General features: G+C 71.9%; 14 protein-coding genes. 6 read left to right on the plus strand and 8 right to left on the minus strand.

The window, feature by feature from the left end; genetic code table 11:
• The first annotated feature begins 82 nt into the window (after positions 1-82).
• Genes SOM35_RS16190 through SOM35_RS16200 form a run of 3 tightly spaced genes read left to right on the plus strand, consistent with a single transcriptional unit; the run spans position 83 to position 2,536 of the window.
• Positions 83-904, plus strand: coding sequence for an ABC transporter substrate-binding protein (locus tag SOM35_RS16190; protein WP_320516174.1), 822 nt, complete (start codon positions 83-85; stop codon positions 902-904).
• A gap of 7 nt (positions 905-911) precedes the next feature.
• Positions 912-1,790 (plus strand): amino acid ABC transporter permease, encoded by an 879-nt coding sequence (locus tag SOM35_RS16195; protein ID WP_320516175.1) that lies wholly within the window; start codon positions 912-914, stop codon positions 1,788-1,790.
• On the plus strand, positions 1,787-2,536 hold the full coding sequence (locus tag SOM35_RS16200; protein WP_320516176.1) for an amino acid ABC transporter ATP-binding protein: 750 nt from the start codon (positions 1,787-1,789) through the stop codon (positions 2,534-2,536). Before SOM35_RS16195 ends, SOM35_RS16200 begins: the two co-directional genes overlap by 4 nt.
• 27 nt (positions 2,537-2,563) lie before the next feature.
• Here the strand turns inward: SOM35_RS16200 and SOM35_RS16205 are convergent, their stop codons facing one another.
• Positions 2,564-3,253, minus strand: coding sequence for a hypothetical protein (locus SOM35_RS16205; RefSeq protein WP_320516177.1), 690 nt, complete (start codon positions 3,251-3,253; stop codon positions 2,564-2,566).
• A 74-nt stretch (positions 3,254-3,327) separates the two neighbouring features.
• Positions 3,328-4,305 carry an NAD(P)H-quinone oxidoreductase gene (locus tag SOM35_RS16210; RefSeq protein WP_320516178.1) on the minus strand — a complete coding sequence of 326 codons (978 nt, stop codon included), beginning with the start codon at positions 4,303-4,305 and terminating at the stop codon, positions 3,328-3,330.
• A gap of 136 nt (positions 4,306-4,441) precedes the next feature.
• Here SOM35_RS16210 and SOM35_RS16215 point away from each other — a divergent pair, with 136 nt between their 5' ends.
• A complete protein-coding gene (locus SOM35_RS16215) occupies positions 4,442-4,957 on the plus strand; it encodes a hypothetical protein (protein ID WP_320516179.1) in 516 nt (171 codons plus the stop codon).
• Between the two features lie 125 nt (positions 4,958-5,082).
• Here SOM35_RS16215 and SOM35_RS16220 read toward each other — a convergent pair whose 3' ends face one another.
• Genes SOM35_RS16220 through SOM35_RS16230 form a run of 3 tightly spaced genes read right to left on the minus strand, consistent with a single transcriptional unit; the run spans position 5,083 to position 7,426 of the window.
• Entirely contained in the window at positions 5,083-5,964 is an 882-nt protein-coding gene (locus tag SOM35_RS16220; protein ID WP_320516180.1) for an aldo/keto reductase, read from the minus strand.
• A 49-nt stretch (positions 5,965-6,013) separates the two neighbouring features.
• Complete coding sequence (locus SOM35_RS16225; protein WP_320516181.1) at positions 6,014-6,544, minus strand: DUF6264 family protein; 531 nt, start codon at positions 6,542-6,544, stop codon at positions 6,014-6,016.
• Between the two features lie 9 nt (positions 6,545-6,553).
• Positions 6,554-7,426, minus strand: coding sequence for an HpcH/HpaI aldolase/citrate lyase family protein (locus tag SOM35_RS16230; RefSeq protein WP_221850485.1), 873 nt, complete (start codon positions 7,424-7,426; stop codon positions 6,554-6,556).
• Between the two features lie 160 nt (positions 7,427-7,586).
• Here SOM35_RS16230 and SOM35_RS16235 point away from each other — a divergent pair, with 160 nt between their 5' ends.
• Both SOM35_RS16235 and SOM35_RS16240 read left to right on the plus strand, forming a co-directional pair.
• Positions 7,587-11,357 carry an AAA family ATPase gene (locus tag SOM35_RS16235; protein WP_414648587.1) on the plus strand — a complete coding sequence of 1,257 codons (3,771 nt, stop codon included), beginning with the start codon at positions 7,587-7,589 and terminating at the stop codon, positions 11,355-11,357.
• 414 nt (positions 11,358-11,771) lie between these two features.
• Positions 11,772-12,359: a CDP-alcohol phosphatidyltransferase family protein gene (locus tag SOM35_RS16240; RefSeq protein WP_320516182.1), complete on the plus strand. Its 588-nt coding sequence runs from the start codon at positions 11,772-11,774 to the stop codon at positions 12,357-12,359.
• Between the two features lie 318 nt (positions 12,360-12,677).
• Here the strand turns inward: SOM35_RS16240 and mscL are convergent, their stop codons facing one another.
• The 3 genes from mscL to SOM35_RS16255 all read right to left on the minus strand — a co-directional run bounded on the left by mscL (position 12,678) and on the right by SOM35_RS16255 (position 14,195).
• Complete coding sequence (gene mscL, locus SOM35_RS16245) at positions 12,678-13,184, minus strand: large conductance mechanosensitive channel protein MscL (protein ID WP_320516183.1); 507 nt, start codon at positions 13,182-13,184, stop codon at positions 12,678-12,680.
• Positions 13,185-13,258: 74 nt separating this feature from the next.
• The gene (locus tag SOM35_RS16250) at positions 13,259-13,609 is read right to left on the minus strand and encodes an FmdB family zinc ribbon protein (protein WP_320516184.1); all 351 of its coding nucleotides are present in this window, start codon (positions 13,607-13,609) and stop codon (positions 13,259-13,261) included.
• Position 13,610: 1 nt separating this feature from the next.
• Complete coding sequence (locus tag SOM35_RS16255; protein ID WP_320516185.1) at positions 13,611-14,195, minus strand: 5-formyltetrahydrofolate cyclo-ligase; 585 nt, start codon at positions 14,193-14,195, stop codon at positions 13,611-13,613.
• Positions 14,196-14,287: the final 92 nt, after the last annotated feature.

The raw sequence follows: 14,287 nt of genomic DNA on the forward strand, positions 1-14,287 counted from the left end.
GCCGCGTCATCCGCTTCGCGCTGGTATCCCACATCGAAGTACACTTCGACCTGCCCTGTTCCCCTCTGACGAAGGCCAGACCGTGACCCGACCCCTCCGCCTGACCATCGCCCTCGCCACGGCCCTCGTCGCCGCGACCGCCCTCGCCGGCTGCTCGTCCGGTGGTGGTGACAACCCCGCCGGCACCGTGACCGACGGCAAGCTCACGATCGCCACCGGCCAGCCCGCGTACTCACCCTGGGTCGAGGACGACGAGCCGCAGTCCGGCAAGGGCTTCGAGGCCGCCCTGGCCTACGCCGTCGCGAAGGAGATGGGCTACGGCAAGGGCGACGTGGTCTGGAAGCGCAGCACCTTCGACAGCGCCATCGCGCCGGGTGCGAAGGACTGGGACCTCAACCTGCAGCAGTTCTCGATCAACGCAAAGCGCAAGAAGGCCGTGGACATGTCGTCCGCGTACTACACGACCACGCAGGCGGTCGTGACGAAGAAGGCGTCCGCCGCCGCCGATGACACCACCGTCGCCGCACTGAAGAAGGACACGATCGGCGTCGCGGCCGGCTCGACGAGCATCCAGAGCGTCAAGGACGTGCTCGGTGTCACCCCGCAGGTCTTCAACTCCAACGACGACGCCGTCCTCGCGCTGCAGTCGGGCCAGATCGACGCCATCGTCACGGACCTGCCGACGGCCTTCTACATCAGCGCATCGCAGGTGAAGGGCGGCACGGTGTCGGCGCAGTTCCCGGCCGACGGTACCGGCGACCAGTTCGGCATCGTCCTGCCGAAGGGCTCGAAGCTCACGCCGAAGGTCGACGCGGCACTCAAGTCCCTCGAGGGCGACGGCACGCTGCAGGACCTGCAGACGAAGTGGCTGTCCTCCGAGACGAACACCCCGGTCCTGAAGTGACGCGGGCATGACGTCGCCCGCAGGGGCCGGCACGCCGCTGGTCACGCCGGCACCGAGCCAGGTCGAACGCGAACGCCAGCTCTACCGTCGGCAGCGCGGACGCCGGTCCGTCACCGTCTCCGTCGTCTCGACCCTGGTGGTCGTGGTGCTGGCGTGGATCGGCATCGTCAACACCCCCGGGTGGGCGGCCGTCCAGCAGTCGTTCTTCGACCCGCAGGTCGCCTGGGAGACGCTGCCGGACATCCTGCTCGGCCTCTGGCTGAACGTCCGGATCCTGTTCGCCGCCAGCATCGGCGTCGCCGTGCTCGGCACCCTGCTCGCCGTCGTCCGTGGCCTCCGCAACCCGGTCTTCTTCCCCCTGCGGATGCTGGCGACCGGCTACACGGACCTGTTCCGCGGCCTTCCGCTCATCATCGTGCTGTACCTGGTCGGCTTCGGCCTGCCCGGTCTCGGTGTCTTCCCGCGGCTGGCACCCGAGTTCTGGGGGACGATCGCGATCGTTCTGACGTACTCGTCGTACGTCGCCGAGGTGCTCCGGGCCGGGATGGAGGCCGTGCACCCGTCCCAGCGCCTGGCCGCCCGGTCGCTCGGCCTGTCCCACGCGCAGACGTTGCGGTTGGTCGTGCTGCCGCAGGCGATCCGCAAGGTCACGCCGGCGCTCATGAACGACTTCGTCTCCATGCAGAAGGACGTCGGGCTCGTCTCGATCCTGGGCGCCGTGGACGCGGTCCGCAGCGCCCAGATCGCCCAGGCGGAGCAGACGAACTTCACGCCGTACCTGGTGGCGGGCCTGCTCTTCGTGCTCATCAGCCTGCCGCTGATCCGGGTCACCGACGCGATCGCCCGGAAGCAGCAGCAGCGCGAACAGATCGGAGGCGCGGTGTGACCGACACGACCGCTCCCGTCCTCGAACTGCGCGGCCTGCGCAAGTCGTTCGGCGACCAGGAGGTCCTGCGTGGCATCGACCTGGCCGTGCACCGCCACGAGGTCATCTGCGTCATCGGGGCCTCCGGCTCTGGCAAGTCGACGCTGCTGAAGACCGTGAACCTGCTCGAGGGGATCGACGACGGTCAGGTGCTGTTGCAGGGCGAGGACGTCTCGGACCCCCGTGTCGACGTGGACGCCACACGCGCCCGGATCGGCGTCGTCTTCCAGCAGTTCAACCTGTTCCCGCACATGAGCGTCCTGGACAACGTGACGCTGGCCTCGCGGAAGGTGCACCGCGCCTCCCGTCCGGAGGCCGAGGCGAACGCGCGCCGGCTGCTCGACCGGATCGGACTCGGAGACTTCGCCGCGGCGTTCCCGGACCGGCTCTCCGGCGGGCAGCAGCAGCGCGTCGCGATCGTGCGCGCCATCGCGTCGGACCCGGAGCTGCTCCTGCTCGACGAGGTGACGAGCGCACTCGACCCGCAGCTCGTGGGCGAGGTCCTCGACCTGGTGACCGAGCTCAAGCAGCAGGGGTCGACGATCCTCATGACCACGCACGAGATGCACTTCGCGCGGAACGTCGCCGACCGGATCGTGTTCCTGCACCGTGGCGAGGTCGTCGAGCAGGGCGCTCCCGCCGCGGTCTTCGACGACCCGCAGCACCCGGCTCTCCGCGCGTTCCTGGCACGCGTGCACGCTGCCTGAGCGCGTGACGCACCAGGGACGGAGTGATCAGACGGTGACGGGGAACTGCAGCACGGTCTTGCTGTCGACCGTCACGGTCAGGACCGTCGTGCCGGAGCCGATCCCACGGGCGAAGAACGTCTTCTCTCCGTCGACGACACCGCCGGCGAGCCCGCGCCGTTCGTCACGGATGACGACGCTGGTCGGGTGGGCGCCCGGCGTGGTCCGGAGCGTGATGGCGGCGTAGCCACCCATCAGGGGCGAGGTGCGGATCGAGCTGACGGCGACCGGTGCGGACGCTTCCCGCTCGACGCTGCGCGCGGGGAGCGGAGGTGCGTAGGACTCCAGGGCCACGGGTGCCGACGACACCGTGCCCCATCGGTTGGTCACGGTCGCGGTGATCTGGTGGTTGCCGGGGCCGAGGCCACGGACCTGGCAGTCGTCGCGCTCGAAGTCGGCAGCGCTGACCGTGCAGAGCTCGGTGCCGTCCTCGTCGGTGATGCGCAGGTCGCCCGGTTCGGCGTGCACGCGGACCGGGAAGTCGTGCTGGTCGACCTGGAACACGAACTCCCCGATGACCCCTTCGACCACCGGGCGGTTGTCGACCAGCTGGACGGAGGGGGTCGGGATGATCGCGTTGGACGCCGATGCGGGCGTGGCGCTGAGGACGGCTCCGGTCACCGCGGCGGCGGTGAGCGCCGATGCGAGGAGACGGGTGCGGAGGGTGCGAGGGGACATGGTGCTCCTTCAGGGAGGGGTCGGACCCGCCCATCGTGGAGCAGCGACCTGGCGACATCTCGCATGTGATGTCCTCAGATGGCCAGCAGCAGTTTCCCGATGACGTCGCCGGAGGCGAGCCGGCGGTGCGCCTCCGCTGCGTCCGCGATCGGCACCACGGCGTCGATCACCGGACGCACCCGTCCGTCCTCGACGAACGGCCAGACGTGCCGCCGGACGGCCGCGACGATCTCGGCCTTCTCGGCAGCGGGACGAGCCCGGAGCGTCGTCCCGCTCACGGTCGCCCGCTTCCGCATGAGCTGGCCGATCGGCAGGGTCGCATCCGCCCTGGCACCCGCGGCGATGATCGCCAGGTGTCCGTTCGGTGCGAGGACCTCGAGGTTCCGGTGCAGGTACGACGGGCCCACGACGTCGAGGACCACGTCCACCCCGACACCGTCCGTGAAGGCGAGGGCGCGCTCGACGAAGTCCTCGTCCCGGTGGTCGATCACCAGGTCCGCGCCGAGCTCCCGGGAGGCCCGGACCTTCCGCTCGCCGCCCGAGGTCGCGATCACCCGCGCACCGAGTGCCTTCGCCCAGAGCACCGCATGCGACCCCATCCCACCGGTACCGCCGTGCACGAGCAGGGTCTGGCCCGGTCGGAGTCCGGCGAGCATCCCGATGTTCGAGTACACCGTGCAGGCCGCCTCGGGCAGCCCGGCGGCCGCCACCAGGTCCAGGTCGTCCGGCACCGGCAGCAGCTGCGCCTGCGGGACCACGGCGAGCGAGGCGTACCCGCCGCCGCTGAGCAGCGCACACACCCGGTCGCCGACCGCCCAGTCCGTGACGCCGGTGCCGAGGGCACGGACGGTGCCGGACACCTCGAGCCCGAGCACGTCCGAGGCCCCGGGCGGCGGCGGGTAGTTCCCCTGGCGCTGCTGCAGGTCGGCGTTGTTCACGCCGGCGGCGGCGACCTCGACGAGGACCTCGCCGTCGCCGGGGACCGGGTCGGGCAGGTCGCCGAGGGTCAGGACGTCGACGTCGCCGGGCTGGGAGAAGGTGATGGCACGCATCCCTCGACCGTACGCGCCCGCCGGCGGCTGTCGAACCGCGAAGCCGGGCCCGCCCGGCCGCCCGGAGGCAGCCGTCGGTACTGTCGGTCGCGAACGTGTCCGATCAGGGACACGTCGCGAACTCACGGGGGATCCCATGTCCACGAAGCACCTCACCGTCTTCGCCACCGCCGCACTCGCCGCGGTCCTGCTCACCGGCTGTTCCGCGGGCGGCAGCACGACCGGGACGGGCTCGGCGTCGCAGGGGGCGACGACGGGTGCGAACTCGAGCGGATCGTCGAGCGCGCCGACGGAGGCCGCCGGCGCGTCCGGCACGCAGTCCAAGGCCGACGCCTGCCAGGCCTTCGAGAGCAAGGTCCGCTCCGCCGCCGAGGGCCTGCAGTCCCAAGCCGCGAAGCTGCAGTCCGACCCGGCCGCCGCGGTCGCGAAGCTCAAGGAGCTGGACTCGAGCATCGACGACGGCGTCGCCGCGGTGACGAACACCGAGGTCAAGGGCAAGGCCGAGGCGTTCCAGAGCGCCTACGGCGACATGGTGACCCGCCTCGAGGCGATCACCAAGGACCCGAAGTCCGCCGACCTGTCCGCGTTCCAGTCGTCCGCCACTGCGGTCCAGACCGCCGGCACCGACTTCGACAAGACCTGCGCGTCCTGACACACGACCTGCGCGTCGTGACACACGACCTGCGCGTCCTCGGACGCGACCCGCGTCGCTGAACGCACCACGGGCCTCCCGGCTGTCCGGCCGGGAGGCCCGTGGTGCGTCGTGCCGTCGGCCGGCTACTCCGCCTGGTCCGGTCGTGACGCGTCGAGCCGGTCGACCTCTTCGGGCCGAAGCTTGACGGTCGCCGCCGTGACGGAGTCGAGGATCGACTGCGGGCGGGACGCTCCCGGGATCGGGACGACGACGTCGCTCTTCGCGAGCTCCCACGCCAGGGCGATGACCTGCGGGGTGACGTCGCGCTCCCGGGCGAGGAAGGCGAACTCCTCGGCCGTGGTGCCGAGGTCCGCCGCGCCGCCGATGCCACCGAGGGGGCTCCACGGCAGGAACGCGATGCCCATCTCGTCGCAGAGCTCGAGTTCCGGCTCACTCGAGCGGAACACCGGCGAGAACCGGTTCTGCACCGAGGCGAGACGACCGCCGAGGACCTCGTTGGCCTCCCGGATCTGGTCGGCGGTGGCGTTCGAGATGCCGGCCATCCGGATGACGCCCTCGTCGAGCAGCTCGGCGAGTGCCCCGACCGAGTCCGCGTACGGCACGGCCGGGTCCGGGCGGTGGAACTGGTAGAGGCCGATCGCGTCGACGCCGAGGCGCTTCGCGGAGGCCTTCGCCGCCTCCTTGAGGTACGCCGGGTCGCCGTTCTGCGCCCACGCACCGGCCTCGGGGCGGAGGTGGCCGCCCTTGGTCGCGATGAGGACCGCGGAGGTGTCGCCCGAGTACTCCCGGACGGCCTTCGCGATGAGCTCCTCGTTGTGTCCGACCTCGTCGTGCGCGGCCAGGTGGTACGCGTCGGCGGTGTCGATGAGGGTGACGCCGGCCTCGAGGGCGGCGTGGATGGTGGCGACGGAGCGCCGTTCGTCCGGCCGCCCCTCGATGGACATCGGCATGCCGCCGAGTCCGATGGCGCTGACGGACGTGTCTCCGATGACTCGTTGCTTCATGCGCCCAGCATGCGCCCGGGGGTCGGCCCGGCGTCCAGGGGAGGACCGGTCAGGTGGTGGGCAGCTGCGCGGTCGCGACGGAGGCGCCCCGGCCGACGCCCTGGTCGTCGAGGGTCTGCACGAAGAGCACGGTGCCCCAGGTGACGGCCGCGACGGCCAGGACGAAGCCGATCCCGGCGATCCACCACGACGTCCGACGGCGGATCCAGGCCCGCACCGCGAACACCAGCGTCACGACGCCGACCACGAAGGCCCCGCCGACAGCCAGGACGGCACCGCCGACGAGCCCGCCCGCACTGCAGGACGCACCCGTGCCGCAGGACGTCGCCGCGGATGCGACCGCGATGACGGCCGCGACGGCCGCGACGGCGGTGAGGACCGCGCCCGCCACGAGCAGCAGGACGGTGGAGACCCGGTCGGCGATCCTGCCGGGCGGGAACAGCGAGGTCGCCCCCTGCTCCCACGCGGCACGCTCGGCGTCCGTGGCGCGCTGGGCGCCCGGGCCCCACGGCTGTGCGTCGCCGTCGTGGGGCGTGCGGTGGTGCTCGGGTCCGGATCCGGGGACGTTCGACCAGGTCATGGGACCGTCCTACCGGGGCTCCACCCCGAACGCCTGGGCGAGGCGCTGGATCTTCTGGGCACGACCCAGGCGCGGCAGGTCCGAACCGTCGCGGATGACGCGCCCGCGGGCTTCGAAGTCGTCCAGGAAGTCCTGCGCCCAGGCGACGTCGGTCGGCGTGGGGGAGATGACCTCGTTGATGACGGGCAGCTGCTCGGTGTCCAGGCAGAGCTTGCCGGTCAGGCCGAGCGACACCGCGACCTGCGACTGCTCGCGGAGGATGGGGTGCGACGAGCCCACGGTCGGACCGTCGATCGGGCCGGGCAGGTCACCGACGCGGGACGCCACCACCAGGCGCGAGCGGGGGTACGCCATCGCCAGGGTGTCCGCGCTCGTGCCGGTGTCGCGGCGGTAGTCGCCGCTGCCGAACGCCAGGCGGAACGCACCCTGGGCCTTCGCGATGCTCGTCGCGTCCTCGATGCCGACCGCGGACTCGACCAGGGCGATGACCGGCGTGTGGCCGCCCAGACGGTGCCAGGTGTCGGTGACCTGGGCGGGGCTCTCGGTCTTCGCGAGCATCACGCCCTGCAGACCCGGCAGGCCGCGCAGTTCCTCGAGGTCGTCCTCCCAGAAGTCCGTCGTGACGTCGTTGACCCGCACCCAGGCCTCGCCGGAACCGGCCAGCCAGGCGGCGACGGTGGACCGGGCGGCGGGCTTCGCAGCGGGGTCGACGGCGTCCTCGATGTCCAGGATCACCTGGTCGGCGCGGGACCGGGTGGCACCGTCGAAGCGGTCCTCGGCGGTGCCGGCGACCAGCAGCCACGAGCGCGAGATCTCGGCGGGGACCGATCGACGCCGGGAGACGGCAGGGGCGGACGGAGCGGTTCGGTCGTCGATGGCCATGCACCGTTGGTACCACACCCGCGCGTCCGGCCGCGGTGTGGCGGGCGGGGCGACCGGGCGAAAACCCGGAACCGCGCGCTCATTGCCGGAGTGCCACGACGCTTCCGCCTACAGTGGGCGTGTGTGGCGAGTGGACAGGACGACCGGCGATGAGGACGACGTGACGAACGACGACGCCTCGGTCGACGGCGATGCGACGGAGGGCACGGACCTGCCCGACGAACGGTCCGCGCTGCGCCCCGAACTCCAGGTCACCAGCCCGCACGCGATCAGCCTCGGCGACCCGCGTCTCACCGCGGGCAACGCCGCCGAGCCCGCGTGGGACGCCTGGCGCGAGCAGCTCGCCGGCGTCGGGGGCACCAGCCCGCTCGTGCACTTCGCCGACCACCCGCGCGGCCGCATCGAGCTGTCGACGACGCACCCGGGCGGCCTCGCCCAGTTCATCACCGGCAAGACGACCCTGCTCTCCAGCCTGATCCGCGACGAGGTGGCGCTCCGGGCGGCCCGCGTCGCCGCCGGGCACGTCGAGGCGAAGGGCACCGAGCTCGCGACGGTCCGGGGCATCGACGCGGTGAAGCTCGGCATCGGCATCGCCGACTGGCAGCACGGCGACGAGCACTTCCGCGGCCCCGTCCTGCTCCGCCCGCTGGCGATCCGCCGCCACGGTCGGGACTTCGAGGTCCGCCTGCTCGGCGAACCCGTCCTGAACCCGGGCCTGTCCGACGCCCTCCGCGAGCAGTTCGGGGTGACCCTCGACGCGCAGTCGTTCGTCGCCCTCGCGCAGCAGGACGGCTCGTTCACGCCGAACCCGGTGATCGACCGCCTCCGTGGTCTCACCGCGCACATCCCCGGCTTCGCCGTCCACGCCCGACTGGTCGTGTCGACGTTCGCCGAGGTCGCGACCGGGCTCGTCGAGGACACCGACGACCTGGCACACCCCGTGCTCGACGCCCTCGCCGGCAACCCCAGCGCCAAGTGGCAGGTCGAGCAGTCGTACCACCCGGTCGAGCAGACCCCCTCGGACGAGCGCAGCCCGGAGACGGACACGCTCCTGCTCGACGCCGACGACGAGCAGGAGAACGTGATCGCACAGATCACGGCCGGCAACTCCATCGTCGTGAAGACCCTGCCCGGCACCGGTGGCACGCAGACGATCGTGAACGCCCTGGGCGGACTGGTCGCGGCGAACAAGCGCGTGCTCGTGGTCAGCCCGCGCCGTGCGACCCTCCGCGGCATCGCGGCCCGCTTCGGCGAGGTGCACCTGCCGGGCGTCGCCGTCACGCCGGGCACCCTGCGCCGGGACGTCGTCCGGGCCATCGCCCGCAACGAGAAGGCCAGCCGCCCGAACCTCCGCGAGGTCGACGACGCCCTGGTCCGGCTCCGCAAGGTCCTCACCGACTACCGCGGCGCCCTGACCCGCACCGACCCGGACTTCGGCGTCAGCGTGCTCGACTGCCTGGTCGAGCTGTCGCGGCTGTCCCTGCTGCCGGTCGCCCCCTCCACCACGGCCCGGTTGTCCAAGCAGTCCGTCGTGTCGATGGTGTCCGGCCGCGCCCGCGTCGCCGAGACCATGGTCAGCGCCGCCAACCTCGGTGAGTTCCGCTACGGCCCGGACGACTCGCCCTGGTACGGCGCGAAGTTCAACTCGAGCGATGGTGCCCAGCGCGCCCACGCGACGGCGCAGGAGCTCGACGGCGGATCGTTGCCTGCCCTGCTGCAGCGTGCGCACGACCTGGTCGCGTCGACGCACATGCGGCAGTTCACGACGATCAACGAGCTCGGCATCTACCTGCGCCTGCTCACCGAGATCCGCGACACCCTCGACCGCTTCCTGCCGATCGTCTTCGACCGGTCGGTGTCCGAGCTCGTCGCCGCCACCGCACCCCGGGGCGAGGGCGCGCCGATGTCGAGCACGAACCGGCGCCGGCTGAAGAAGCTCGCTCGTGAGTACGTCCGACCGGGCGTCCACGTCTCCGACCTGCACGAGGCGCTCACCCGTGTCCAGCAGCAGCGGGTCCTCTGGCAGCGCTACGTCGCCGCCGGCGTGAACCCCGAGGTCCCCACGGGCATCGCCGACGTCCAGGTGCTGTTCTCGAACGTCGTCGAGGACCTCGCGCGTCTCGACGAGCCGCTCGGCCGCGCCAGCCGTGACCAGCAGCTCGCGAACCTGCCGATCGAGCGCCTCGTGCCGACGATCGCCGAGCTCGCCGCCGAGTCCGACGTCCTGCACAACCTGCAGGAGCGCACCGAGCTCATGCAGACGCTCCGCGACCTGCAGCTCGAGCCGCTCCTCACCGACCTGGCGAACCGGCACGTCCCCGACGTGCAGGTGCCCGCCGAGCTCGAACTCGCCTGGTGGCAGTCCGCGCTCGAGACCATGCTGGAGTCCGACCGGGCACTGCTCGGCGCGAACACCGACATGCTCGACCGGGTCGAGGCCGACTTCCGACTCGTCGACGACGCGCACGCGGCCGGGGTGTCCCAGGGCCTCGCGTGGCAGCTCGCCGAGAACTGGAAGGTCGGGCTCGTCGACTGGCCGGAGGAGTCCGCCGCGCTGAAGAGCCAGCTCCGCGACGGCGCGATTACCTCCCGCCTGCTGCACGACTCGGCACCGCACCTGTCCCGCGCCATCGCCCCGGTGTGGCTCGCCTCGCCGTACGAGGTCGCGCAGATCGCGGACACGATGCCGTTCGACACGGTGATCCTCGTCGACGCCGGCGCCGTCACCATCGCCGAGACCGTCGGTGCCGTCCGTCGTGCCCGCCAGACCGTCGTCTTCGGCGACCCCGTCACGCAGACGCCGTCGCCGTTCCGCATCGCCGTGGACCCGGAGCACCGCGCCCTGCAGGTCGACGAACAGACCCTCGACGCCCTGCACGCGGACTCCGCCCTGGCGAAGCTGTCCACGCTGCTGCCGACCCTGTCGCTGACCCGCTCGTACCGGGCCGGCGGCGAGGACCTGGCGGAGCTCGTCAACCGTCGCTTCTACGGCGGCCGGATCGAGTCGCTGCCCTGGGCCGGCTCGTTCCTCGGCCACGGGTCGATCGCGCTCGACTACGTCAGCGAGGGCAAGGCCGTGCCGGACCCGGAGTCCGGTGCCGTCGAGAGCGTCGACGCCGAGGTGGACCGTGTCGTCCGTCACGTCATCGAACACGCCCGTACCCGGCCGACCGAGTCGCTCATGGTCATCACGGCCTCGGCGAAGCACGCGGTCCGGGTCGAGCAGGCCGTCCTCGCCGCCGCGCAGGGCCACAAGGACCTCACCGAGTTCGTGATCGGCGACCGTCCCGAGCCGTTCATCGTCGCGACGCTCGAGCAGTCCGTCGCGCAGAGCCGTGACCGCGTCGTGTTCTCGATCGGCTACGGCCGGACCCCGCACGGCCGCGTCCTGCGCGACTTCGGCCCGCTCGGCAAGCCCGGCGGGGAGCGTCTGCTCGCCGTCGCCATGACCCGTGCCCGCCGGTCGATGGTGATCGTGACGTGCTTCCAGCCGTCCGACATCGAGGCCGAGCGGATGGGCCACGGCACTGTCGCCCTCGCCGAGATCCTGGCCGAGGTCCGCGCCCGCACCACCGCCGAGTACGTGCCGGACGACTCCGACCCGCTGCTCGTCGACCTGGCCCGTCGACTCGAGATGCGCGGCATCCCGGTCGCGCTCGGCCACCGCGGCAAGCTCGGCCTGGTCGCCGCACACGGCGGGGTCTGCGTCACGATCGAGACCGACGCGTCGCTGGTGAAGGGGTCGCTGCGCGAGTCGCTGCGCCTCCGGCCCGAGGTGCTCCGCCGTCTCGGCTGGCACTACGTCCGCGTGCACGCGTTCCAGCTGTTCTCCGACCCGGACCGGGTCGCGAACACGGTCGCGCAGGTGCTCGGCGTCGACCGCGGCGCCACCCAGGAGATCTCGATCCCCCCGGTCCCCGCACGCCGATGAGCGTCACCGTCCCGTTCGTGACCGTCGGCGCCTGCCGCTCCGGCCGCTCGTGACCGCTCGGCCCTCCCGTCGGGCTGCGCGCCCGGCCGGCCCGGTCACGTCGACCACGGAGCAGCTCACCGGTGCGTGGACGCCGGAAGCGACCACCCCACGGACGGGAGGCGCGCAGCCGACCGCAGCCGAGCCTCCCGTCCAGCAGGGGGTCGAGGACACGGCGCCCGCGCCGTCCGTCGGTGTCGTCCGGTCCGGCCGTCGCGTCACCACCAGGCCCGTCCCCGGCAGCGACCCGACCCCGTCACCCGAGCCCCCGCGACACGGGACGGGGGAGAACGACGACCGGCTCCTCCGCGACCGGCCGCCGCACTGGGGCTGACCGGTACGCTGGGGGTCCTGAACCCCGAACGGAAGCGTGTGATGACGGAGCCCTCCCGGCGGACCCGGCCCGACTGGCAGACGTGGCCGAACCTCATCACGATGGTGCGGTTCGTCCTCATCCCGGTCTACGTGGCGCTCGTCGTCGCCGGCCACCCCGGATGGGCGCTGACCTCGCTGGTCGTCCTCGGCGTCAGCGACTGGGCGGACGGGTTCCTGGCCCGCCGCCTGCACCAGGAGTCCGAGCTCGGCAAGGCCCTCGACCCGATCGCGGACCGGCTGGCGATCGTCGCGATCGTGCTGTCCCTCGTGCTGGTCGGGTTGCTGCCGTGGATCGTCGTCGTCATCGTGGTCGCGGTCGACCTGGCACTGCTCGCCCTGTCGAGTGCGTGGTTCCGCGGCAACCCGGGCCTCCGCGTGACGTGGACCGGCAAGATCCGCTCGGCGCTGCTGTTCGTCGGGCTGCCGGTGCTGCTGTTCTCGTCCACCTCGGTCGCGGTGGACCACCACTGGATCCGGAACGTGGCGCTCGTGTTCGTCTGGCTCGGCACGGTCGGACACGTCCTGGCCGGGCTGCAGTACGCGGCGGAGATGTCCCGGAAGCACCGGACGCAGCGCGCCCCGGCGTAGGTGCCTCCGGCGCGCGCGGCGCCCCCCCGGCGCGCCCGCGTCCCTCCGCCGAGCGGTCACGACACCCCGTTCACCTTCCGGCTCGACGGGGTGTCGTGACCGCTCGGCGCTATGCCAGCGGGGTGTCGTGACCACTCGGTAGGGGTCGCTCCGGCCTGACGTGCGACCCACGGGAGGCCCGGCTGACGCCCGCCACGCCCGCGTGGCACCCTCGACTGGTCACGACACCCGGTTCACCTTCCGGCGGAACGGGGTGTCGTGACCGCTCGGCGTCGGGCCGACGGGGTGTCGTGACCGTTCGGCGGGGGCGGCTGCGCCCTACAGCTTGGTCGAGCCGGCGATGCCGGGACCCTCGGGAGCGGTCGACGGTGCGACGTGGGCGCCACCGCCGGTCGGCACGGACGCCTCGTCACCACCCTGTCGACGGAGCAGGTCGCGGATCTCGAGCAGCACCTCGACGTCGGTCGGCGGGACGTCCTGCGGCGTCTGCTCCTCGTTCTTCTTCACCCGGTCGAACGCGACCTTCTTCAGGTGGTTCACCGGCACCACGAGGGCGAAGTACACGACCGCGGCGACGATGACGAAGTTCAGGACGGCGCCGATCATCGCGCCGAACAGGATGTCCGCGCTGCCGCCGGAGACGGTCGGGATCTTCCAGATCAACGCTCTGTCGAGGCTCGACGCGTTGAACACCGCACCGATGAGCGGGTTGATGAGCGAGTTCACGATCGTCGTGACGATGGCGGTGAACGCCGCACCGATGACGACCGCGACGGCCAGGTCGATGACGTTGCCGCGGAGCAGGAACTCCTTGAAGCCCTTCACGTGAGCCCCCCTTCTGTCGTGGACGGCCACCGTGTGGTGACCCGCTCCAACCTATCCAGCGGGCGCGGAGTCGGTCAGGATCCCGAGGCCGACGATCCTGCGCTCGAGGTGCTCGGCTTGCTCGCGGACGACCCGGAGCCGGACGCCCCGGAAGCAGACGACCCGGAAGCGGAGGACCCGGAGGACCCGGACGCCGATGACCCGGACGAGCTCGACCCCGAGCCGCCCCCGCCCTCGCTCTTCGGCGCCGGCCGCGAGTCCGTCCGGTAGAAGCCGCCCCCGTTGAAGGTCACGCCGACCGGCGAGAAGACCTTGCGCAGGACCCCGCCGCAGACCGGGCACTCGGTCAGGGTGGCGTCGGAGAACGACTGCTTGATGTCGAACGCGTTGTCGCACTCGGTGCAGCGGTACGAGTAGGTGGGCACGTCAGCTCCGGAACGTGATGATGCGCGACGGCGTGATGATGCCGTCCACGGGTTCGTCGTGGGCTTCGCGCGGGACCTCGTCGAGGTACTCCGCATCGAACACCACAGCATAGACGGGCGGGCGCTTCGCCATGGACCCGAGCGTCTTGTCGTAGTAGCCCCGGCCCCAGCCCATCCGGACACCGTCGTGGCCGACCGCGGCGGCCGGGGTGAGGATCGCGTCGACGTCGTTGATCGCGAGGGGGGAGAGGACCTCGCCGACGACCTCCGGCATCCCGAACAGGCCCTCGCGCTCGGAGGTGCCGTCGCCGACCGCCCAGTCGAGCAGCCCGTCCTCGCGGGTGACGGGAAGGAGCACGCGGATGCCCTGGTCGAACGCCCAGTTGAGGAACGGCCGGACGTCGGGTTCGTCGGGCGCCGAGAGGTAGACGGCGACCGAGGCGATCTGCCGCTCCTCGACGAACCGCTGCAGGGTCGCGGTGAGGGACAGGGAGTCGGTGTCGCGTTCGGTCGAGGTCCGGCTGCGCCGCCGCTGCCGGAGGTCGGCTCGCAGGGCACGCTTCTCGTTCCCGAGATCGGCGGTCATGGCGACGAGTGTAGCGATCACGGGTGATGCGGCTTCCCGCCGATCTCGGTGTCCCCCTATCCGTTGACATGCCTCGGAAAAGGGGATCGGAT

This window comes from Curtobacterium sp. CFBP9011 (assembly GCF_034045095.1).
Classification (GTDB): Bacteria; Actinomycetota; Actinomycetes; order Actinomycetales; family Microbacteriaceae; genus Curtobacterium.

Excerpts from the sequence above, each read along its gene's own strand:
- SOM35_RS16225 (WP_320516181.1), bottom strand. The coding sequence starts at position 6,544 with ATGACCTGGTCGAACGTCCCCGGATCCGGACCCGAGCACCACCGCACG.
- SOM35_RS16210 (WP_320516178.1), bottom strand. The coding sequence starts at position 4,305 with ATGCGTGCCATCACCTTCTCCCAGCCCGGCGACGTCGACGTCCTGACC.
- SOM35_RS16255 (WP_320516185.1), bottom strand. The coding sequence starts at position 14,195 with ATGACCGCCGATCTCGGGAACGAGAAGCGTGCCCTGCGAGCCGACCTC.
- SOM35_RS16240 (WP_320516182.1), top strand. The coding sequence starts at position 11,772 with ATGACGGAGCCCTCCCGGCGGACCCGGCCCGACTGGCAGACGTGGCCG.
- SOM35_RS16205 (WP_320516177.1), bottom strand. The coding sequence starts at position 3,253 with ATGTCCCCTCGCACCCTCCGCACCCGTCTCCTCGCATCGGCGCTCACC.
- SOM35_RS16195 (WP_320516175.1), top strand. The coding sequence starts at position 912 with ATGACGTCGCCCGCAGGGGCCGGCACGCCGCTGGTCACGCCGGCACCG.
- SOM35_RS16215 (WP_320516179.1), top strand. The coding sequence starts at position 4,442 with ATGTCCACGAAGCACCTCACCGTCTTCGCCACCGCCGCACTCGCCGCG.
- SOM35_RS16220 (WP_320516180.1), bottom strand. The coding sequence starts at position 5,964 with ATGAAGCAACGAGTCATCGGAGACACGTCCGTCAGCGCCATCGGACTC.
- SOM35_RS16230 (WP_221850485.1), bottom strand. The coding sequence starts at position 7,426 with ATGGCCATCGACGACCGAACCGCTCCGTCCGCCCCTGCCGTCTCCCGG.